Origin of the sequence: uncultured Thermosynechococcus sp., from assembly GCF_938074695.1 — a bacterium.
In the GTDB taxonomy this organism is placed as follows: domain Bacteria; phylum Cyanobacteriota; class Cyanobacteriia; order Thermosynechococcales; family Thermosynechococcaceae; genus Thermosynechococcus.
Genome location: NZ_CALJEM010000050.1, coordinates 1 through 16,444, shown reverse-complemented (window position 1 = coordinate 16,444; position 16,444 = coordinate 1). Strand labels below are relative to the sequence as shown.

Below are 16,444 nucleotides of genomic sequence, written 5' to 3'. Positions count from 1 at the left end.
AAGAAGATTTAGAGAACGCCGAGCGGCACCTTCATGCTTGGGTAGAAGTGTATTTGCCGGAGGCAGGCTGGCGCAGGTATGATCCCACTCTTGATCTAAGCGGTGAGCGATCGCCCCATTGCCCTTGTGGCTGCTGCTGATCCGGCGGATGCCGCCCCCATTCAAGATGCCCTACGGGGACAGCGGGTCACCTCAACTATGACCTATCAACTACCGATTCGGCGCCTCTGCTAGGTATGGAAGAAGAAGGCGGTGCCGAGAATTCCATAGGTGGCCAACAGCAGCGCCCCTTCTAGCCAATTGGAGCGGCCATCCAGACTAATCACGTTGGCAATCACGACCGCAATAATCACCGTCACCACTTCAAAAAGACTAAAGTTCAAATCCATCGGCTGACCGATGAACTGGCCAATGAGCACAAGAACAGGTGCGACTAAGAGCGCCACCAAGAGGGATGAACCCAGGGCGATGGAAACGGACAAATCCATGTTGTTTTTCAGAGCAACCCCCACAGCAGTGACGTACTCTGCTGCACCGCCCACCAACGGTAGAAGGATCACCCCGGTAAATAGCGGTGTTAGACCCAAGTCCGCTGTGGCTGCTTCAACGGCACCGACAAAGATTTCCGACTCAAAGGCTACCCCAATCGTGGCAATCAGCAGCACGGTAATCCACAGGGGGAGGCTGGGTCTCTTTTCGTCTCCTAGTTCCACTTGGCTGACCTCGTAAAGATAGCTGTGGGTTTTCAAAGAGAAAAGTAACGTTAAACCGTAAACAAGTATAAGAATGATAGCTGCCACCACCGACATTTTAGAAATCGCCGCCGGCGGCACACCGCTGGAGGTATAAATCACCATTGCCGGCAAAAGCATGGCCGCGATCGCCACCGTCATCGAGGAAGCATTGACCCGTGCCACCACTGGAGCAAAGGATTGCTCCTTGTAGCGAATGCCCCCCAGCAGCATAGACAACCCCATCACCAGCAAAAGGTTTGCCATGAGGGTTCCCGTAATACTCGCTTTGACAATATCCACTAAACCCGCTCGCAGTGCCACAATGGCAATAATCAGTTCCGTGGCATTTCCAAAGAGGGCATTCAATAGACCCCCGATTGTCGGCCCTGTGGCAAGGGCGACCTCCTCTGTTGCCGTGCTCAGCCAAATTGCCAAGGGGACGATCGCCAGTGCTGCCAAAATAAAGACTGTAAGGGCGCCCCATTCTAGTTTTTCAGCAGCAATCGAGAGGGGAATAAACACCAAAAAACCAATCGCAACCAGTCGCTTCATGGGGGCATCCCTGATATGGTGAAAGGAGAAAAATCTCCTCTATCCTAGCCTGCGGTTTGCGTACTCCAGCCCCAACGGCCAGAGGTAGGATCGGTGGCTAGCCACTGCGGAGGATGACGCGCTGATTTTGGCGGGCCACAAGGGAGAGGGTGAGTGGGCCGGCGGTATAAACGGGCGTAGGGGTCACCGCACTAATGTCAATTGTCCCCTGGTGATCTTTGAGGTCAAGGACAAACTTTACCAGTTCAATTTGGCGAAAGGAACCCACTGTGCCGGTTACCGGATCGGGAAGCACGCCGGAGGCGATCGCCCGCCGATTACTCACCGTAAACAACTGATCCAACCGTTGCAAAATTTGCTCATCGGTCATCTGGCTCGGATCCAAGGAAATCGTAGCCAGATTCTCCCCTTGGCGGAAAACCTCCTGATTCCGGGCCACTTGGGGCACCACGAGAATATGCCTTTCCCCCTGTAGATAGTTGGCTGCCGCTAGGATACGCACCACATAGGGCTGACCGTCACTAATTTGGCTGCGCAGGCGGTTCACGTCTTCGGTAGTAATTTGAATCACCTGATCTGTCGGTTTGACATTTTGGGGATTATTAAGAACAATGGCATTGCGACGTGCCTCTCGGAGCAGTTCTTCAATCACTTGGGTGGCCTGACCCGGATCTTTGACATTTTGAATGATGGCAGAGGCCAAGACTTGCCCCGTGCGAATGGCGATCGTCCCGCGTCTTAGTCCTAGCAATAGGATGCTCACGTTCTCCTCAAGGCGTTGGCGACTGGCCTCAAGGGCAGCAATTTCCTTTTGGAGGCTGCGCTGTTGATTGCGTAGTACCTGCTGCTGCTGATTGGCGAGAGCCAGTTGATCCTGAATGCGGTCAATTTCAGCTTTCAGACGATTCTTTTGATCTTCAACTTCGGCAAGGCGCTGTTGAGCTGTACGGGTGGCAGTTTCTAAGGCTGCTTTTTGAGCGGCTACATTCTCAAGGCGGTTCTGGATGGCCTGTCGTTCCCGTTGCAAACGTTGGATTTCTTGCCGCAGGCGTGCCCCTTGGGCTTCAAAGTTCTCAAGTTCTGTTTGGGCTTGGGTATAGCGGCCTTGGAGTTGCTTCAGTTCCGCTTCCGTCAGGGTTTGGCGATTGACCGCCTGCTCTAAGATTTGGTTGGTTTGACTGAGGCGTTGGCGGATGTTGGCCAGTTCAATTTGCGATTGTGCAAGTTCCGCTTCAATTGCATTCTTTTGGGCACGGGTTTCCGCTAGTTCTTGTTCGGCAGCCGCCTGTTGACGGCGGATCGTATCAATGCGCAGCACCCCATCGCGCAATTCACGGCTGAGGGCAAAGAGGATGGCAAGGGTTGAGGCAGAAATTAAGCTCCCCGTGAGAATTGTAATCAGCACAGCCGTCTGTCGAGGCCGCAAATTAAACCAACTCAAGCGGGCTTTGCCCACTTTGGAGCCAAGGCGATCGCCCACTGTCGCGATCGCGCCTCCCAGAATAATCACGGCCAAGACCAAAACATACCCAGCCATATTTCGGGTACTGTTGTCACTCCCCAACTATACTTTCTACAGCCAACTATACTTTCTACAGTATGTGCCGATGCTGACCCATATAACGATCTGGGCAAATCACACCGATGCCAAAAATTGCCACTTGGAACGTCAACTCAATTCGCACCCGTCTTGACCATGTGTGCCAATGGTTGGATAGCACTGGGGTGGATTACCTCTGTCTTCAGGAGACTAAAGTCACAGATGCTGAGTTTCCGCGTCAGCCCTTTCTGGATCGTGGGTATCATGTTTATTGTAGTGGCCAAAAGGCCTACAACGGGGTGGCCATTCTCAGTCGTCAGCCCCTTGCGGGAGTAGCAGCAGGCTTTGCATCCCAGTTGCCAAGCTACAGTGAGTTGGATACGCAAAAACGACTCATTCGCGCCCAATTAGCCCCTGATCTGATCTTGGTGAATGTCTATATTCCCAACGGCGGAGAGTACAACAGTGAGAAATACCACTACAAGCTGCACTGGTTAAAAATTCTCCATGTCTATCTTGAGCAGCTCACCGCCCAAGGGGATATAATCCTCTGCGGTGATTTTAATATTGCCCCTGAAGATAAAGACCTCTTTGATGCCAGCGATCGCGCCACAAAAGTAGGGGCTACCGATGCGGAACGGGAGCTTCTTGCGGCTATTCGCGACCTCGGCTTCCACGATGCTTTTCGGAACTTTACCGACGCGCCAGGCCACTACTCTTGGTGGGATTATCGGGCGGGTGCCTTTCGCCGCAATCATGGCTGGCGCATTGATCACCTCTACATTACCCCCGCTGTCAAAGCCCGTGCCTGTGGCTGTCACATTGATATTGCCCCGCGGCGCTTACCCAAGCCCAGTGACCATGCGCCCGTGATTCTAGAGATTGAATAGGGGCTGTACGGTGGGTTGACGCAGCCACTCGGTTAAACTCTGCACCCCTTGGCCGTAGGTAAGATCAAAAGTCAGCGGTGTGATACTGATGAGATTTTGGGCAATGGCTTCCACATCCGTGGGCGCTTGATTGGGTTCTTGGGGATATTCTTCAACCACTTCACCCGCAAGCCAGTAGTAGGTTTTGCCACGGGGGTCAATGCGCTTTTGGAAAAGGTCATGGTAGCGGCGAATCCCCTGCCGCGTAATGACAACGCCAGCAATTTCACTGGCGGGTAGGGCAGGCACATTCACATTGAGGAGCATCTTTGGCGGAAGGGGGGCTGCTTCGAGTGCCTTGAGGAGACGACTGGCAAAGTCGGCGGCCGGCTGAAAGTCATGGACTGTGAAACTGGTGAGGCTGATGGCAATACTGGGAATGCCCTCAATGACTCCCTCCATAGCCGCCGAGACCGTGCCGGAGTAAAGAATATCCGTGCCAAGGTTGGAGCCTTGGTTAATCCCAGAAACCACAAAATCTGGGGGTTCCTCTAGGAGGGCACCAAGGGCCAATTTCACACAGTCGGAGGGGGTGCCGGAGCAGGCCCACGCCTTAATACTGGGGTGAAAGCGATCGCTGACGACTTCTGCGCGAATTGGATCAAAAACAGTGAGGCTATGCCCTGTGGCAGAGCGTTCGCGATCGGGACACACCACCACCACTTCATGGCCGGCGATCGCCAGCGTGTCTGCCAACGCCCGGATTCCAGGGGCAAAGACCCCATCATCATTGGCAATGAGTAAACGCATTTTCCGTCCCCTGAATTGTGAAGTATTGGCCAAACATTACAGTTGATTGCAAATTGCAGCACCCTCCCTGAGAAATGTTAACCTCTAGAAGGGTCAAGTGGCGCACTGCGTGACCCACCCTGCCGAACAGTTTGAACGTACTCTTCCTGACACGACCACTGTTGGGAGTTATGAGACAACTACTGAACCATCAGTTGAAGGAGAACATTGTGTCTGTGCATCAAAGTCAGCCATTACTCCGTGAAGACCTCAGCGAATACGTTGCCCATTTGCAACTGCACATGGCACTCCAGGCGCGCAATCTGGTACCTGCCCTAAAACACACGGGCGACAGCCGCGAGCAACTCCTCCATCAAACCCAAGCCACCTTTGAAAAGCACGTTTCCCGTCAAAGCTATCTTGGTTAAGACAGCATTCCTTTGGTCTTAAAAATCAACCCCCCAATCTTTAGGCAGCAGTTATCGTGCTGCCTTTTGCATTGATTAGAGCAGTTTTGGCCTGCGTTGCAGGCGTAATTTCCTCTCACCCCTTTGAGGAACGATTGCAACAGAGTACACTAGGGACAATATTGCTATTTGTAACACTTTTGCCAGCGTTCTCAGGAGGTTTTATGGCGCGGACAGAGTCCACAATGCTTGCCCTTGGCACGGTTGCGCCCGATTTTCAACTGCCCGATGTGGTCAGTGGCCAAACGATTTCCCTCAGCACCTTTGCCGACAAGAAGGCGCTACTGGTGATGTTTATTTGTCGCCACTGCCCCTACGTGAAACACGTTCAAGAGGAACTGGCAAAGCTGGGGCGCGACTACAAAGACACGGATTTAGGAATTGTTGCCATTAGTGCCAATGACGCTGCCAACTACCCCGAGGATGCCCCAGAGTCCCTCAAGGAAATGGCCACGGAACTGGGATTTACTTTCCCCCTGTGTTATGACGAGAGCCAAGAAACGGCCAAAGCTTATACAGCAGCCTGCACCCCAGACTTCTTCCTTTTTGATGGCGATCGCAAGCTCGTGTATCGTGGCCAACTCGATGACAGCCGTCCCCAAAATGGCCTACCCGTCACCGGAAAAGACTTGCGTGCTGCCATTGATGCAGTCTTAGCCGGTCAAACCCCCAGCGAGGATCAAAAACCCAGCCTGGGCTGTAATATCAAGTGGAAACCGGGGAATGAACCCGCCTATTATAGCCAAGGTTAGAAGGGCAAAGAGAGGGGCACTTTTATTGCCCCTTTTGAGTCGTTAACCTACTGTAATTTATGCCAATGGGCTTGGCTGTATTGACACGATTTGTATTGTAGGTGTGAGCAGTGAATAACCAACTTTTTTTGCCAGTGCGCATGCAGCTAATGGAGGCTGCCCTGAAAGCAGTAGCAGTGGCAATAGCAACCGTGGCGATCGCCCTCGGTTCTTTGGGGTCTAGCCGTGGTCAAGAGGCTCCCACGCCCCCTGAAAACCAACCTGCGGAAACTCCAGCATCCCCAACGCCGCCATCGGTAGAGCCTGCCCCTGAAACTCCCCCAGCACCTCCTCCTGTGAGTCAGCCCCCCGCCGATGAACCCCAAGTGCTGATTGCGGAGGTGGTGGTTGAAGGAGCCACTCCTGAACTGGAGCAACTGGTATATCAGGTCATTCGCACTCGACCCGGCAGTACCACCACTCGCACGCAACTGCAACAGGATACCAACGCCATCTTTGCCACGGGCTTTTTTGCCGATGTCAATGCCGTTCCCAGCGATACCCCCCTGGGTGTGCGAATTACATTTGTCGTGCGTCCCTATCCGGTGCTGCGAGCCGTTCAAGTGGCCGGCAACCAGGTGCTCAGCCAAGAAAAAGTCAATGAGATCTTTGCACCCCAAATTGGTCGGACGCTGAACCTCCGTGAGCTACAGTCCGGCATTGAGAAAATCAATACGTTTTATAAAGATAATGGCTACATCTTGGGGCAAGTGGTCGGTACCCCCCAAGTGGATGCCGATGGGGTCGTGACGTTGCAGGTGGCTGAGGGGGTAGTCGAACAAGTCACCTATCGCTTTCTCAATAAAGATGGGGAACCCACAAAACAGCGTACCCGTGACTTTGTAATTAGCCGTGAAATGGACACCCAACCCGGTGTTGTCCTCAACCAAAAAACCGTCCAAGCCGATCTGCGCCGCCTCTTTGAATTGGGTCTCTTTGAAGATGTACAAGTTGCCCTTGAACCGGGTCAAGATCCGCGCAAAGTGAATTTGATTCTCAATATTAAAGAGCGCAATACCGGCAGTATTTCCGCGGGGGCGGGTTATAGCTCCGCCTCCGGTCTGTTTGGAACGGTGGCATTCCAGCAAAATAACCTCTTTGGCCGCAACTGGAAATTTAATGTTGAAGCCCAAGGAGGGACTGAAGGGGAATTTCTCTTTGACATTAACTTTACCGATCCTTGGATTAAGGGAGATCCCTACCGCACTTCCTATACCGTCAGTGCCTTTAACCGCTTAAATGTACCTTTCACCTTCAGTAATGGTCCGATCGATGTCCCCTTAGCCAATGGCGATTTGCCCCGCATTAACCGTTTGGGATCTGCTCTCTTCTTTACCCGTCCGTTTACCAAAGATCGGGATTTGAGTCGCACCGCTTGGACCGGTTCCTTGGGTCTGCAATATCAGCGGGTGACCTCCATAGATGGCTCCTTTAATCAAACAGCCACAGATCGTCTGGGCAACTGTTTGACCTTTCCAGATAATGGTGTGTGCCGGGGTTTCAATGACCTGCTTACGGTACAAGCAGCGATTTTGCGAGACTTGCGCAATGATCCCTTACGCCCAACCAGGGGCCAAGTAATTCGTTTGGGGGTGGATCAATCCATTCCCATTGGCGCAGGGAGCATTTTATTCAACCGAGTGCGCGGAAGTTACAGCTTCTATATCCCGGTGAAGTTTCTGCGGATTGAGGGACCGCAAGCCTTTGCCTTTAATATTCAAGCGGGCAACATCTTTGGTGATTTGCCCCCCTATGAAGCTTTTACGATTGGGGGAGCCAACTCGGTGCGCGGTTGGAGAGAGGGAGGAATCGGCTCCGGACGCGCGTTTGTTCAAGGAACGGTCGAGTACCGCTTCCCGATCTTCAATATCATTGGTGGTGCCCTTTTTGTGGATGGGGCGAGTTTGCTCGGTACCCAAGGTAGTGTCCCCGGTCAGCCGGGGATTGTGCGTGGTAAACCTGGAGAAGGCTTAGGCTACGGAGCAGGAATACGGGTGAATACGCCCTTGGGGAATATCCGCATTGACTTTGGCTGGAACAATGAAGGGGGTAGCGCCTTCAGCTTTGGCATTGGGGAGCGCTTTTAGGAGAAAGAGGGATGATTCCAGCCTCTGTACCGGCAGTATTGGCGACAACGATGCAACAGACCCTTGGGGGGGTTGCCCAATGGTCAGGGGTCGGCTTGCATTCAGGTCAACAGGTTGAGGTTATCCTGCAGCCAGCACCTGTCAATACAGGGCGTCGGTTTGTGCGCCTTGATTTGGCGGAGCAGCCCGTGATTCCGGCTCAGATTGAGGTGGTAAAGTCCACCCAGTTGGCTACAGAGTTAGTTGCCCATGGTGCCAGTGTGCGCACGGTTGAACATCTTCTGGCAGCACTGGCGATCGCCGGTATTGATAATGTCACAATTCAGATAACAGGCGCCGAAGTACCGATTCTCGATGGCTCGGCACAACCGTGGTTAGAAGGCATGCAAAGGGTCGGTGTTGTCCCTCAGGAGGCTCCTCGGCCAGCAGTCCCCTTGAGGGAGCCTATCACGGTTTATGAAGGAGAAGCCTTTGTCAGTGCCATTCCTGCTCCTGAGCTGCGCCTTACCTACGGCATTGACTTTCCCTATGCAGCCATTGGTCGGCAGTGGTGTAGCTTTATCCCTTCGGAACTAGCGGCGGCTGTTGCCCCCGCCCGCACGTTTGGTTTTGCCGAACAGGTGGAGTATCTCCGCAGCCAAGGTTTGATTCAGGGGGGCAGTTTAGAGAATGCCCTTGTGTGCAGTAAGAGTGGCTGGGTAAACCCACCGTTGCGCTTTGCTGATGAACCGGTGCGCCACAAGTTACTGGATCTCTGGGGAGATTTAGCCTTGCTGGGAACGCCCCCCATTGCGCATTATGTTGCCTATCGGGCTAGTCATCATCTGCATACCCAGTTGGCACAGGCGATCGCCCGCCAAATGGTTTAGTGGGCAACCATTCTCGCCTATGATTTGTTTATATCTTTATATCTTTAGATTTCAACCGACACCTAATCCCTATGCCAACGTTGACTGAGTCCCCACCACCCCCTATGCTGACAGTCACCGATCTCCAGCAATTGCTTCCCCACCGCTATCCCTTTTTGCTAGTGGATCGGATCATTGACTACGTGCCAGAAAAATATGCCGTGGGGCTGAAAAACGTCACGATCAACGAACCTTTTTTTCAAGGACACTTTCCCGGTCGCCCAATTATGCCGGGCGTGCTCATTGTTGAAGCCCTTGCCCAGGTGGGTGGTGTTGTCCTGATGCAGATGCACTGCGCCAAGGATAAGCTTTCCGTGTTTGCGGGGATTGATAAGGTGCGCTTTCGCCGTCCCGTCGTGCCCGGAGATCAATTAATCCTGCGGGCTGAGCTTCTTGTGGTCAAGCAGCAGCGCATCGGCAAGATGCAAGGTCGGGCTGAGGTGAATGGTCAATTGGTCTGTGAGGGCGAGATGATGTTCTCGCTAGTGGACTAGTCACGATCAATGATGCAAACGCTCATCCATCCTACTGCTGTCATCCATCCCAGTGCCGAGCTGCATCCCACAGTTCGGGTCGGCCCCTATGCCGTGATCGGTGAACAGGTGCGTGTTGGTGCCCATACGGAAATTGGTGCCCACGTGATCATTGAGGGGCCAACGGAGGTGGGGGTGGGCAACCGTATCTTTCCGGGAGCAATTATCGGCACCGCCTCTCAGGATCAAAAATATACGGGCGCCAATAGTGCGTTGCGTATTGGTGACTACAACATCATTCGCGAGTTTGTGACGATTAACCGCGCCACCGGCGAAGGGGATGCCACGATCATTGGTAACCATAATCTACTCTTGGCCTATGTCCATGTAGCCCATGATTGTGTGATTGAGGATCAGGTGGTGATTACGAACGCCGCTTCGATCGCCGGCCATGTGTGTATCGAATCAAAGGCACGCATTGGCGGTATGGTGGGCATTCACCAGTTTGTGCATATTGGCCGCTTGGCCATGGTGGGGGCAATGGCACGGGTAGATCGCGATGTGCCTCCCTATATGCTGGTGGAGGGTCACCCGGCACGGGTGCGTGCCCTCAATCAAGTGGGACTGCGGCGGGCAGGGGTCACCGAGGCGGAAATGCGCGATCTCAAGGAAGCATTTCGGATTCTCTATCGTCGGGAGTTGCCCCTTGCTCAGGCGATCGCCCAATTGGCAACCCTACCCCCTTCTGAACATTTAGAGCATCTCCAGCGCTTTTTGACCTATGCTCGCGAAGAGGGACGGCGGGGCTTAACCCCCAGTGGTCGCGAGACAGCGGATTAAGTCTTTAGTTGCTTCCGCTAACGCCATGCCGGCTGTGGTGCTTGTTCATCCCCAAATTCCCCCTAATACGGGTAATATTGCCCGCACCTGTGCGGCTACCCAAACGCCACTGCACCTGATTGAACCCTTGGGGTTTGAACTCAGCGATCGCTACCTCAAGCGAGCGGGTTTAGACTATTGGCCCTATGTGACTCTCTACTGTCACCCCGACTGGCCAACGTTCCTAAAAACTACCCGTACCGCAGGGCGTCTTGTTGCCTTTGAGCCTTCCGCACAACAGATCTACTGGGACTTTATCTTTGCTGAGAGTGATTGGCTGGTCTTTGGCAGTGAACCCGCTGGCATTCCTGCTGACGTATTGGCAAGCTGTGATGCCTTCTTGAAAATTCCCATGTGGCAGCCGGCAGTGCGAAGTTTGAACCTCTCGGCTTCGGTGGCGATCGCCCTAATGGAAGTCTATCGCCAATTATTTTCCTCATCATCGCCATTCTCTAACCTAAACGCAGCGAAGTGATGTTCCTCAGTCTTTAGTGTCCACCTCAACAAGATTGAGTCCAGTTGCGGCAGCTAAATATTTTTTATAGGCTAGAGCTGTTCTTTCTCTAAGAAAGTCTTGTGAAGCTTACCCGGCGGTTCCTTTCCGCGCCGTTGTTCAAAGGGATTTCGCTTCAGATTCAGCGACAGCAACTCTTTCGCGGGTTGCGCCTGTTGTTTATCTTCTCCTTGGTGGCAGGAGCAGCTTGGTTCCTTTGGCAGCGACAGATGCGGGTTTTTAGCCGCGTGGGCTACCTCAACGGCACGCTCCTTAACATCTACGCTAGGATTCCCGGTACCCTTGTTTTATATCCGTTGCAGCCCGGCCAGCTTCTCAGCAAAGGTCAGGAAATCGGGCGAATTGAAAACGAGCGCAATCCTCAACTGGAAACCGATCGCCAGAATTTGGAGACCCGCCTGGCCGTCGCCCAACGCCAGCGGCAGGTGCTGTTGCAAAAACGCCGCAGTCGTCAAAAACTGATTGCAGAACTGAGCTACTATCAGCGGGAACAATACCGCCTGGAGGTTCAGTTTGCCCAAGAAGCCCTGCAGCGGGTGTTAGCAGAACTCAGAGAAGCCCAAGAGGCCCTGACCTTGGCTCGGCGTGAGGCAGATCGTTACACGCGTCTAGTGCGCCAAGGGGCTGTTTCCCAGCAGCGGGCAGATGAAGCCGTTTACAACGCTCGCCAAGCAGAACAGGTGGTTAAAAACAAACAGGCGGAGCTACGCCGCTATCAAACCAACCTAGAAGCCTTTCGCAAGGGCTTGCAACTGGATTCAGCGCGCACGTTTAGCTTTCCGCAAATTCGCCTGATTGACCTGCAAATTGAAGTGGTAAACATTGAAGGGCAAATTGCCGAAGTCGAGGCAACCATTGCAGAGTTAAAGAAAGAAATTGCCAACATCAAGCAACAGTTGGCACTACAGCGCTTAGCTCGCATCCAATCGCCAATTCGGGGGGTGGTGTGGTCAGTGATCCACAAAAGCGGTACGCTGGGTATTCCCATTAGCGCCGGTGATCCCGTTGCCAAGGTTCTAGACTGCGACGATGTCTGGGCAACCGCTCTTGTGGCCGAGCGAGAGAATGCCCGCCTCTGGATTGGCCAGCCGGCTATTGTCCGCTTGCTAGATGGGAGCGATCGCCGCATTTCGGGATGGGTACGTGCCATTCGCGGGGGGCCAGGAAAAGTCGTTGTGGGGGAAAACGTTGCTGTACCGCCTCCAGATCTGGTGCGCAACGAACTGGCGGTGGATGTTGCCTTAAAAAACTTGCCCCCAGAATTAGGGGCACAGCGGTTTTGTGGGGTGGGCCAAAGTGTAGAGGTTATTTTTGATGCTCGTTCCTAATTGGGCTGTTCCCGATCGTTGTGTAGTTCCCGAAACCTATGCTCTTGAAAAAGCAAGACTCTACAACAACGCTGCTGCTGTTGGCTATCCTGGCCTTTGCAGCCGTCCAGCTCTGGACTTTTGACTGGCGAAATCTCCTCCCCAACCTTTTGGGCACTTGGAATGCCGGCAAGGCGCTCTTTCGCACGGAGGGCACCAGCCCAGAGGCACTGCTGTTGCCAGCTTGTCTGTGGGCAGCAATTGTTTTACTGATTAAAGAACTCTGGCCGCAGCCCACTACCCTAGCTCGGCTCCTGGTTACGGGCGGGACACTCTTCTTTGGGGTGCGCTATGAACTCTGGCGAGTCTTTTACAGTCTTAACCTCGATGATCCCATTAACGGCATCCTTTCTGTCAGTCTCTTTTTGGCAGAATTCTTGATGGTGTTCAACACGTTGGCCTTCTTCTTTCACTGTAGTTTTACAATCAACCGCAGTCCAGAGGCCGATCGCTACGAGCAGGATGTCGTCAGTGGCAGGTACCAACCTTGGGTGGATGTGATTCTGCCCACCTACAACGAGGGCGTGGACATTCTCCGCCGCTCGGTCATTGCCTGCCAAGCCATGGACTATCCCAACAAACGCATTTATCTTTTGGACGATACCCGTCGTCCCCACGTGCGTGCCTTGGCTGCTGAATTGGGCTGTGAATATCGCGATCGCCCCGACAACCGCCACGCCAAAGCGGGGAACATCAACCATGCCCTGCCTACCCTGACGGGCGAATTTATTGCCGTCTTTGATGCCGACTTTACCCCCTGTCGCAACTTCCTCAACCGCACCATTGGCTTTTTCCAAGACCCCAAAACCGCCCTAGTGCAAACGCCCCAGCACTTCTTTAACGAAGACCCGATTACCGTCAATTTGGGGTTAGAGGGAATTGTCAACAATGAGCAGAGCCTCTTTTTCCGCTTTATCCAACCCAGTCGTGACTGGTGGGATGCAGTGGTCTGCTGTGGCACCTGTTTTGTTATTCGCCGCAGCGCCCTCGACGAAATCGGCGGCATCCCCACCGATACGATTACGGAAGACTACATGACCAGCATGAAGCTCCAAAGTTTAGGCTATCGGGTGAAATACCTCAACGAAGCTCTCTCCGCCGGCATGTCTCCCGAAACCATTAGTGCTTACGTCAACCAGCGCCTACGCTGGGGCCAGGGCACACTGCAAATGTTGTTTGTGGGGGGTAACTGTTTTACCGTGCCCAATTTGCGACTCAGTCAGCGTTTTGCCCACGCCTTGAGCATTGTTTATTGGTTTTTGGCACTGTCGCGGGTCATTTGCCTCTTGGTTCCGCTGACGTTTCTCCTGTTTGGCACCGCACCCCTGCGGGCGACGATTAACGAGATTCTCTACTTCTACTTGCCCTACTACATTGGGAATGCCTTGAGTTTTTCTTGGTTTACCGAGGGGCGGCGTTCAGCGTTTTGGTCTGATGTCTATGAAACCATTCTGGCTTTTCCCATGGCAATTACGATTGTGCGCACGATAATTCAACCTCGCGGCAAAACTTTTAAGGTGACCCCCAAGGGGATCATTGATCCGCACCGCATTAATCCCAATTGGCCGCTCATCCGCCCCCTGTTAGTCGTGGCTGCCCTCACCCTGTTGGGCCTTCTCTGGCGTAGCCGCCCTCTCCAGGACACAGTTGTGAACCCAGATAGCTTGGCAGTCAATATCTTTTGGAGTGTCTATAACTTAGGGTTGTTGCTCATCTCAATCATGGTGGCCATTGATGTGCCGCAGCGACGCTTTACCCGTTTTGATCGCCGTGAATCTTGTGATCTACTGGCACGTTCAGAAAACTGCCAGGTAAAGTTAGACGGCAAATCCTTCACAGGTTATACCACTGACATCGGTGAAGGCGGTGTCCGTCTCCATTTATGGTCTGAAGATTTCTCCAGTCAAGAACTGGCTGCCTGTCTTAGGGGCGCTAAAGGGTATTTGTCCTTTTTGCCGCCGGGGGAGCTAGCAGACCTAACGCTAGAAGTTACTGTTCGCTGGTGTGTCCCCTTGCGTCCGGAATCTGCCCAAGGGAAAGGAGGAAGAGTGGCCGTAGGCCTTCTGTTTTCAGAACTGTCCTTGGCGCAGCAGCGCCGCTTGATTCCCTATCTCTACTGTCAGCCTGGTCAATGGCAAGAAGTGCGTGCTCCTGAGCTAAAAACCGCTTGGGCCATGCTCCAAAGTCTCTTTCGATTACATCCCTTAGCCGAGAGCCGCTAGCTATTGAGAAGTGTGAGGAGGTTTTGAATCGCCAGACTGGTGTTCTGAATTGCTGCACGAATGTTGGCATTTTTCGGTTCAGCTTGCAGCAGATAGGCCAAGCTAGATTGGAGATAGGTGAGCGCCATCTGCACGTTGGGATCGATGGGTTGGTAGGTTTGAGAGGGATATGGCTGCCCATAACTGGGATGGGGATAGCCAACGGAGTGCTCGTAGTGCGCTCCCGGATACCCCTGGGAGTAGTCATAGGTGGGATAGGGATAGCCGATAGAGTGCTCATAGTTCGCCGCCGGGTACCCTTGGGAGTAGTCATAGTTGGGATAGGGATAGCCAACGGCGTGCTCGTAGTTCACCGCCGGATACCCTTGAGTCGCTTCACCAGGTGGCGCAGGGTCAGGAGAGGCTGGGGCTGCAACCCCAGGTACTGATGGCGCCGGGGATAAAGTCACAGTCTGTTCTTTGTCCGCCGGTTCGTCCGTAGGGGAAGGCATGGGTGTTGCTTCAGCACCACGGGCTTTAGGGGCAATCAGTTCTGTGGCCTCGAGGATTTGGGTAGGAGCGCTGTCAATTTCTCCCATACGTTCTCCCCGTTTGTGGGCACTGATCTGGCTGGGACTCTCAGCGGTCTCTTTTTCCTCCTTTTTCAGCCACACCAGAAAGTCCGAGGCACTGTAGGTGGCTTCTCCCCCTAGGGTACGAATAGCCACAAAGCCATTGGCGGCACTGACGCTTTGAACGGGATACCAAGTGCCCCGGTAGAGAATCATTGCGTCCATGCCGAGGGAGCTGCCCCCCGAAAGAGCATTGCGTCGCTTCCCCCGTGCCCAGCGATCTTTCCAGAGCACGCCTGCTTCGGTGTATTGCACAACATAGCCTTCAGGAACAGTGCGATGTTCATAACGCAAAAAGCCGGGGGTTTGGGCAACACCGACCTGAAAAATTCCGTAATCCACCATTACTTCTTGAACGAGAGGCCGATAGGGGGAGGCATCCCGTACTTCAATGGCAAGGGTGGGGGCATCTATTTTCACCCGAGCAACTATGCCATCCCGGTAGGAAATTAACTGAACTTCATCAAATGTTGTTTCCACGCGCAGGTGCCGATTCGAGAGCATTCGCGAATTGTGCTGAATCAAATCTTTAATAAATTGGTCTATTATTTAATAAATTGGTCTATTAATTCGCGATCGCCCATTGTTGTTGCTTTGAATCACGGCAAGAAAATTGCCCGCCCCTGCGCCTGCGATGCCCTCTTATTTCTAGTATATTCCCTATCAATTCCTGTCTATAAAGAGCCTTGATGGATGCCATTGGCGAGATGAACCTTTCTTTGCGGCGCGGCCACCTGGGAGTTGGGGAAGACTATTGCGGTCAGCTTAAAACTAAAGGCCTGCTGCAAACAACAGTAAATCTACGGATTAAAGTCCTGAAAATACTCCCGTAGCCGCTGCAAGGCCTGACCCCGATGACTCACCTGTTGTTTTTCCCTCGGACTCATCTCAGCAAAGGTGCGCTGATAGCGAGGTACCCAAAAAATCGGGTCATAGCCAAAACCGTTCTGACCACGGGGTGCCGTTAAAATCTCACCTAGGCAACGTCCTTCTGTAGTAAAAGCAATGGTGCCGTCGGGACGGGCGAGGGCAATGGCACAGATGAATTCAGCCGCGCGATCGCTCACACCGATCATTTCCCGCAACAGACGCTCAATGCGTTCAGCATCCGTGGCCCCATAGCGAGCCGAATAGAGGCCCGGTGCTCCTTGGAGGGCACGAACCGCCAATCCCGAATCGTCGGCGATCGCCCACTCTCCCATTTGCCGGGCAGCAATACTGGCCTTCAAACAGGCATTGCCCACAAAGGAATCGGCTGTTTCAGCAATCTCAATCGTGGGGGGCAGGGGCACTAACTCCCCAATCCACGGCTCTAACCAGCTTTGAAACTCTTTGACCTTACCGGCGTTGTGACTGGCTAAGACAGCTCGGGCAAGAATGGACATGGTTTAGGGACGACGCTGCAACTGGATATGATCTTGCCGCAAACTGACATCGAAGTGCTGGAGAAAATCCTGCCCTAAGAGTCCAAGGGTCATCTCAGGCCCGGCCACAGCAACGGGCAATTGCTTACGCTGGAATCCCCCAACGCTGATGGATTGGATATACACGACCGGCAATATCACTTGACCATTGGCTGTATGGAATAGCCGATTATCCACCACCTGCGCAGGGGTAATGCCTAAGGCCCGTGCCATGGGT

Annotated in this window: 16 protein-coding genes and 1 pseudogene; 11 read left to right on the top strand and 6 right to left on the bottom strand. The window is 53.4% G+C overall.

The window, feature by feature from the left end; genetic code table 11:
- Positions 1 to 234, top strand: a pseudogene (locus Q0683_RS11055) (transglutaminase family protein); the annotation flags it as partial.
- Here Q0683_RS11055 and cax read toward each other — a convergent pair.
- A complete protein-coding gene (gene cax, locus Q0683_RS07800) occupies positions 231 to 1,286 on the bottom strand; it encodes a calcium/proton exchanger (protein WP_298611725.1) in 1,056 nt (351 codons plus the stop codon). The pseudogene Q0683_RS11055 and the gene cax sit on opposite strands and share 4 nt — an antisense overlap.
- A gap of 97 nt (positions 1,287 to 1,383) precedes the next feature.
- The gene (locus Q0683_RS07795; RefSeq protein ID WP_298611721.1) at positions 1,384 to 2,823 is read right to left on the bottom strand and encodes a DUF3084 domain-containing protein; all 1,440 of its coding nucleotides are present in this window, start codon (positions 2,821 to 2,823) and stop codon (positions 1,384 to 1,386) included.
- A 107-nt stretch (positions 2,824 to 2,930) separates the two neighbouring features.
- On the opposite strand from Q0683_RS07795, the gene xth reads away from it, so the two are divergent.
- A complete protein-coding gene (gene xth / locus Q0683_RS07790; protein WP_298977143.1) occupies positions 2,931 to 3,716 on the top strand; it encodes an exodeoxyribonuclease III in 786 nt (261 codons plus the stop codon).
- Here the strand turns inward: xth and surE are convergent.
- Positions 3,702 to 4,505 (bottom strand): 5'/3'-nucleotidase SurE, encoded by an 804-nt coding sequence (gene surE / locus Q0683_RS07785; RefSeq protein WP_298615173.1) that lies wholly within the window; start codon positions 4,503 to 4,505, stop codon positions 3,702 to 3,704. The genes xth and surE overlap by 15 nt on opposite strands.
- Before the next feature lie 170 nt (positions 4,506 to 4,675).
- Here surE and Q0683_RS07780 point away from each other — a divergent pair, with 170 nt between their 5' ends.
- The 9 genes from Q0683_RS07780 (at position 4,676) to Q0683_RS07740 (ending at position 14,192) form a co-directional block, all read left to right on the top strand.
- Positions 4,676 to 4,912, top strand: a complete 237-nt coding sequence (locus Q0683_RS07780; RefSeq protein WP_298615175.1) for a hypothetical protein — start codon at positions 4,676 to 4,678, stop codon at positions 4,910 to 4,912.
- A gap of 203 nt (positions 4,913 to 5,115) precedes the next feature.
- Positions 5,116 to 5,703, top strand: coding sequence for a thioredoxin family protein (locus Q0683_RS07775; protein WP_298615178.1), 588 nt, complete (start codon positions 5,116 to 5,118; stop codon positions 5,701 to 5,703).
- Between the two features lie 110 nt (positions 5,704 to 5,813).
- Positions 5,814 to 7,829 carry a BamA/TamA family outer membrane protein gene (locus Q0683_RS07770; protein WP_298977141.1) on the top strand — a complete coding sequence of 672 codons (2,016 nt, stop codon included), beginning with the start codon at positions 5,814 to 5,816 and terminating at the stop codon, positions 7,827 to 7,829.
- 11 nt (positions 7,830 to 7,840) lie between these two features.
- Positions 7,841 to 8,698 carry a UDP-3-O-acyl-N-acetylglucosamine deacetylase gene (gene lpxC / locus Q0683_RS07765; RefSeq protein WP_298615183.1) on the top strand — a complete coding sequence of 286 codons (858 nt, stop codon included), beginning with the start codon at positions 7,841 to 7,843 and terminating at the stop codon, positions 8,696 to 8,698.
- A 71-nt stretch (positions 8,699 to 8,769) separates the two neighbouring features.
- Entirely contained in the window at positions 8,770 to 9,231 is a 462-nt protein-coding gene (gene fabZ, locus Q0683_RS07760) for a 3-hydroxyacyl-ACP dehydratase FabZ (protein ID WP_298615185.1), read from the top strand.
- A gap of 12 nt (positions 9,232 to 9,243) precedes the next feature.
- A complete protein-coding gene (lpxA, locus tag Q0683_RS07755; protein ID WP_366142475.1) occupies positions 9,244 to 10,050 on the top strand; it encodes an acyl-ACP--UDP-N-acetylglucosamine O-acyltransferase in 807 nt (268 codons plus the stop codon).
- A 25-nt stretch (positions 10,051 to 10,075) separates the two neighbouring features.
- On the top strand, positions 10,076 to 10,564 hold the full coding sequence (locus tag Q0683_RS07750) for a tRNA (cytidine(34)-2'-O)-methyltransferase (RefSeq protein ID WP_298977138.1): 489 nt from the start codon (positions 10,076 to 10,078) through the stop codon (positions 10,562 to 10,564).
- Positions 10,565 to 10,665: 101 nt separating this feature from the next.
- Complete coding sequence (locus Q0683_RS07745) at positions 10,666 to 11,931, top strand: HlyD family secretion protein (RefSeq protein WP_298977136.1); 1,266 nt, start codon at positions 10,666 to 10,668, stop codon at positions 11,929 to 11,931.
- Between the two features lie 38 nt (positions 11,932 to 11,969).
- Positions 11,970 to 14,192: a glycosyltransferase gene (locus Q0683_RS07740; RefSeq protein WP_298977134.1), complete on the top strand. Its 2,223-nt coding sequence runs from the start codon at positions 11,970 to 11,972 to the stop codon at positions 14,190 to 14,192.
- On the opposite strand, the gene Q0683_RS07735 is transcribed toward Q0683_RS07740, so the two are convergent.
- The 3 genes from Q0683_RS07735 to Q0683_RS07725 all read right to left on the bottom strand — a co-directional run.
- Positions 14,189 to 15,307 carry a hypothetical protein gene (locus Q0683_RS07735; protein WP_298977133.1) on the bottom strand — a complete coding sequence of 373 codons (1,119 nt, stop codon included), beginning with the start codon at positions 15,305 to 15,307 and terminating at the stop codon, positions 14,189 to 14,191. The two genes, Q0683_RS07740 and Q0683_RS07735, sit on opposite strands and share 4 nt — an antisense overlap.
- Positions 15,308 to 15,603: 296 nt before the next feature.
- Positions 15,604 to 16,188, bottom strand: a complete 585-nt coding sequence (gene rdgB, locus Q0683_RS07730; RefSeq protein WP_298977130.1) for an RdgB/HAM1 family non-canonical purine NTP pyrophosphatase — start codon at positions 16,186 to 16,188, stop codon at positions 15,604 to 15,606.
- A gap of 3 nt (positions 16,189 to 16,191) precedes the next feature.
- Positions 16,192 to 16,444 (bottom strand): TIGR02281 family clan AA aspartic protease (locus Q0683_RS07725; RefSeq protein ID WP_298977128.1); only part of this gene is annotated, 253 nt, incomplete at its 5' end.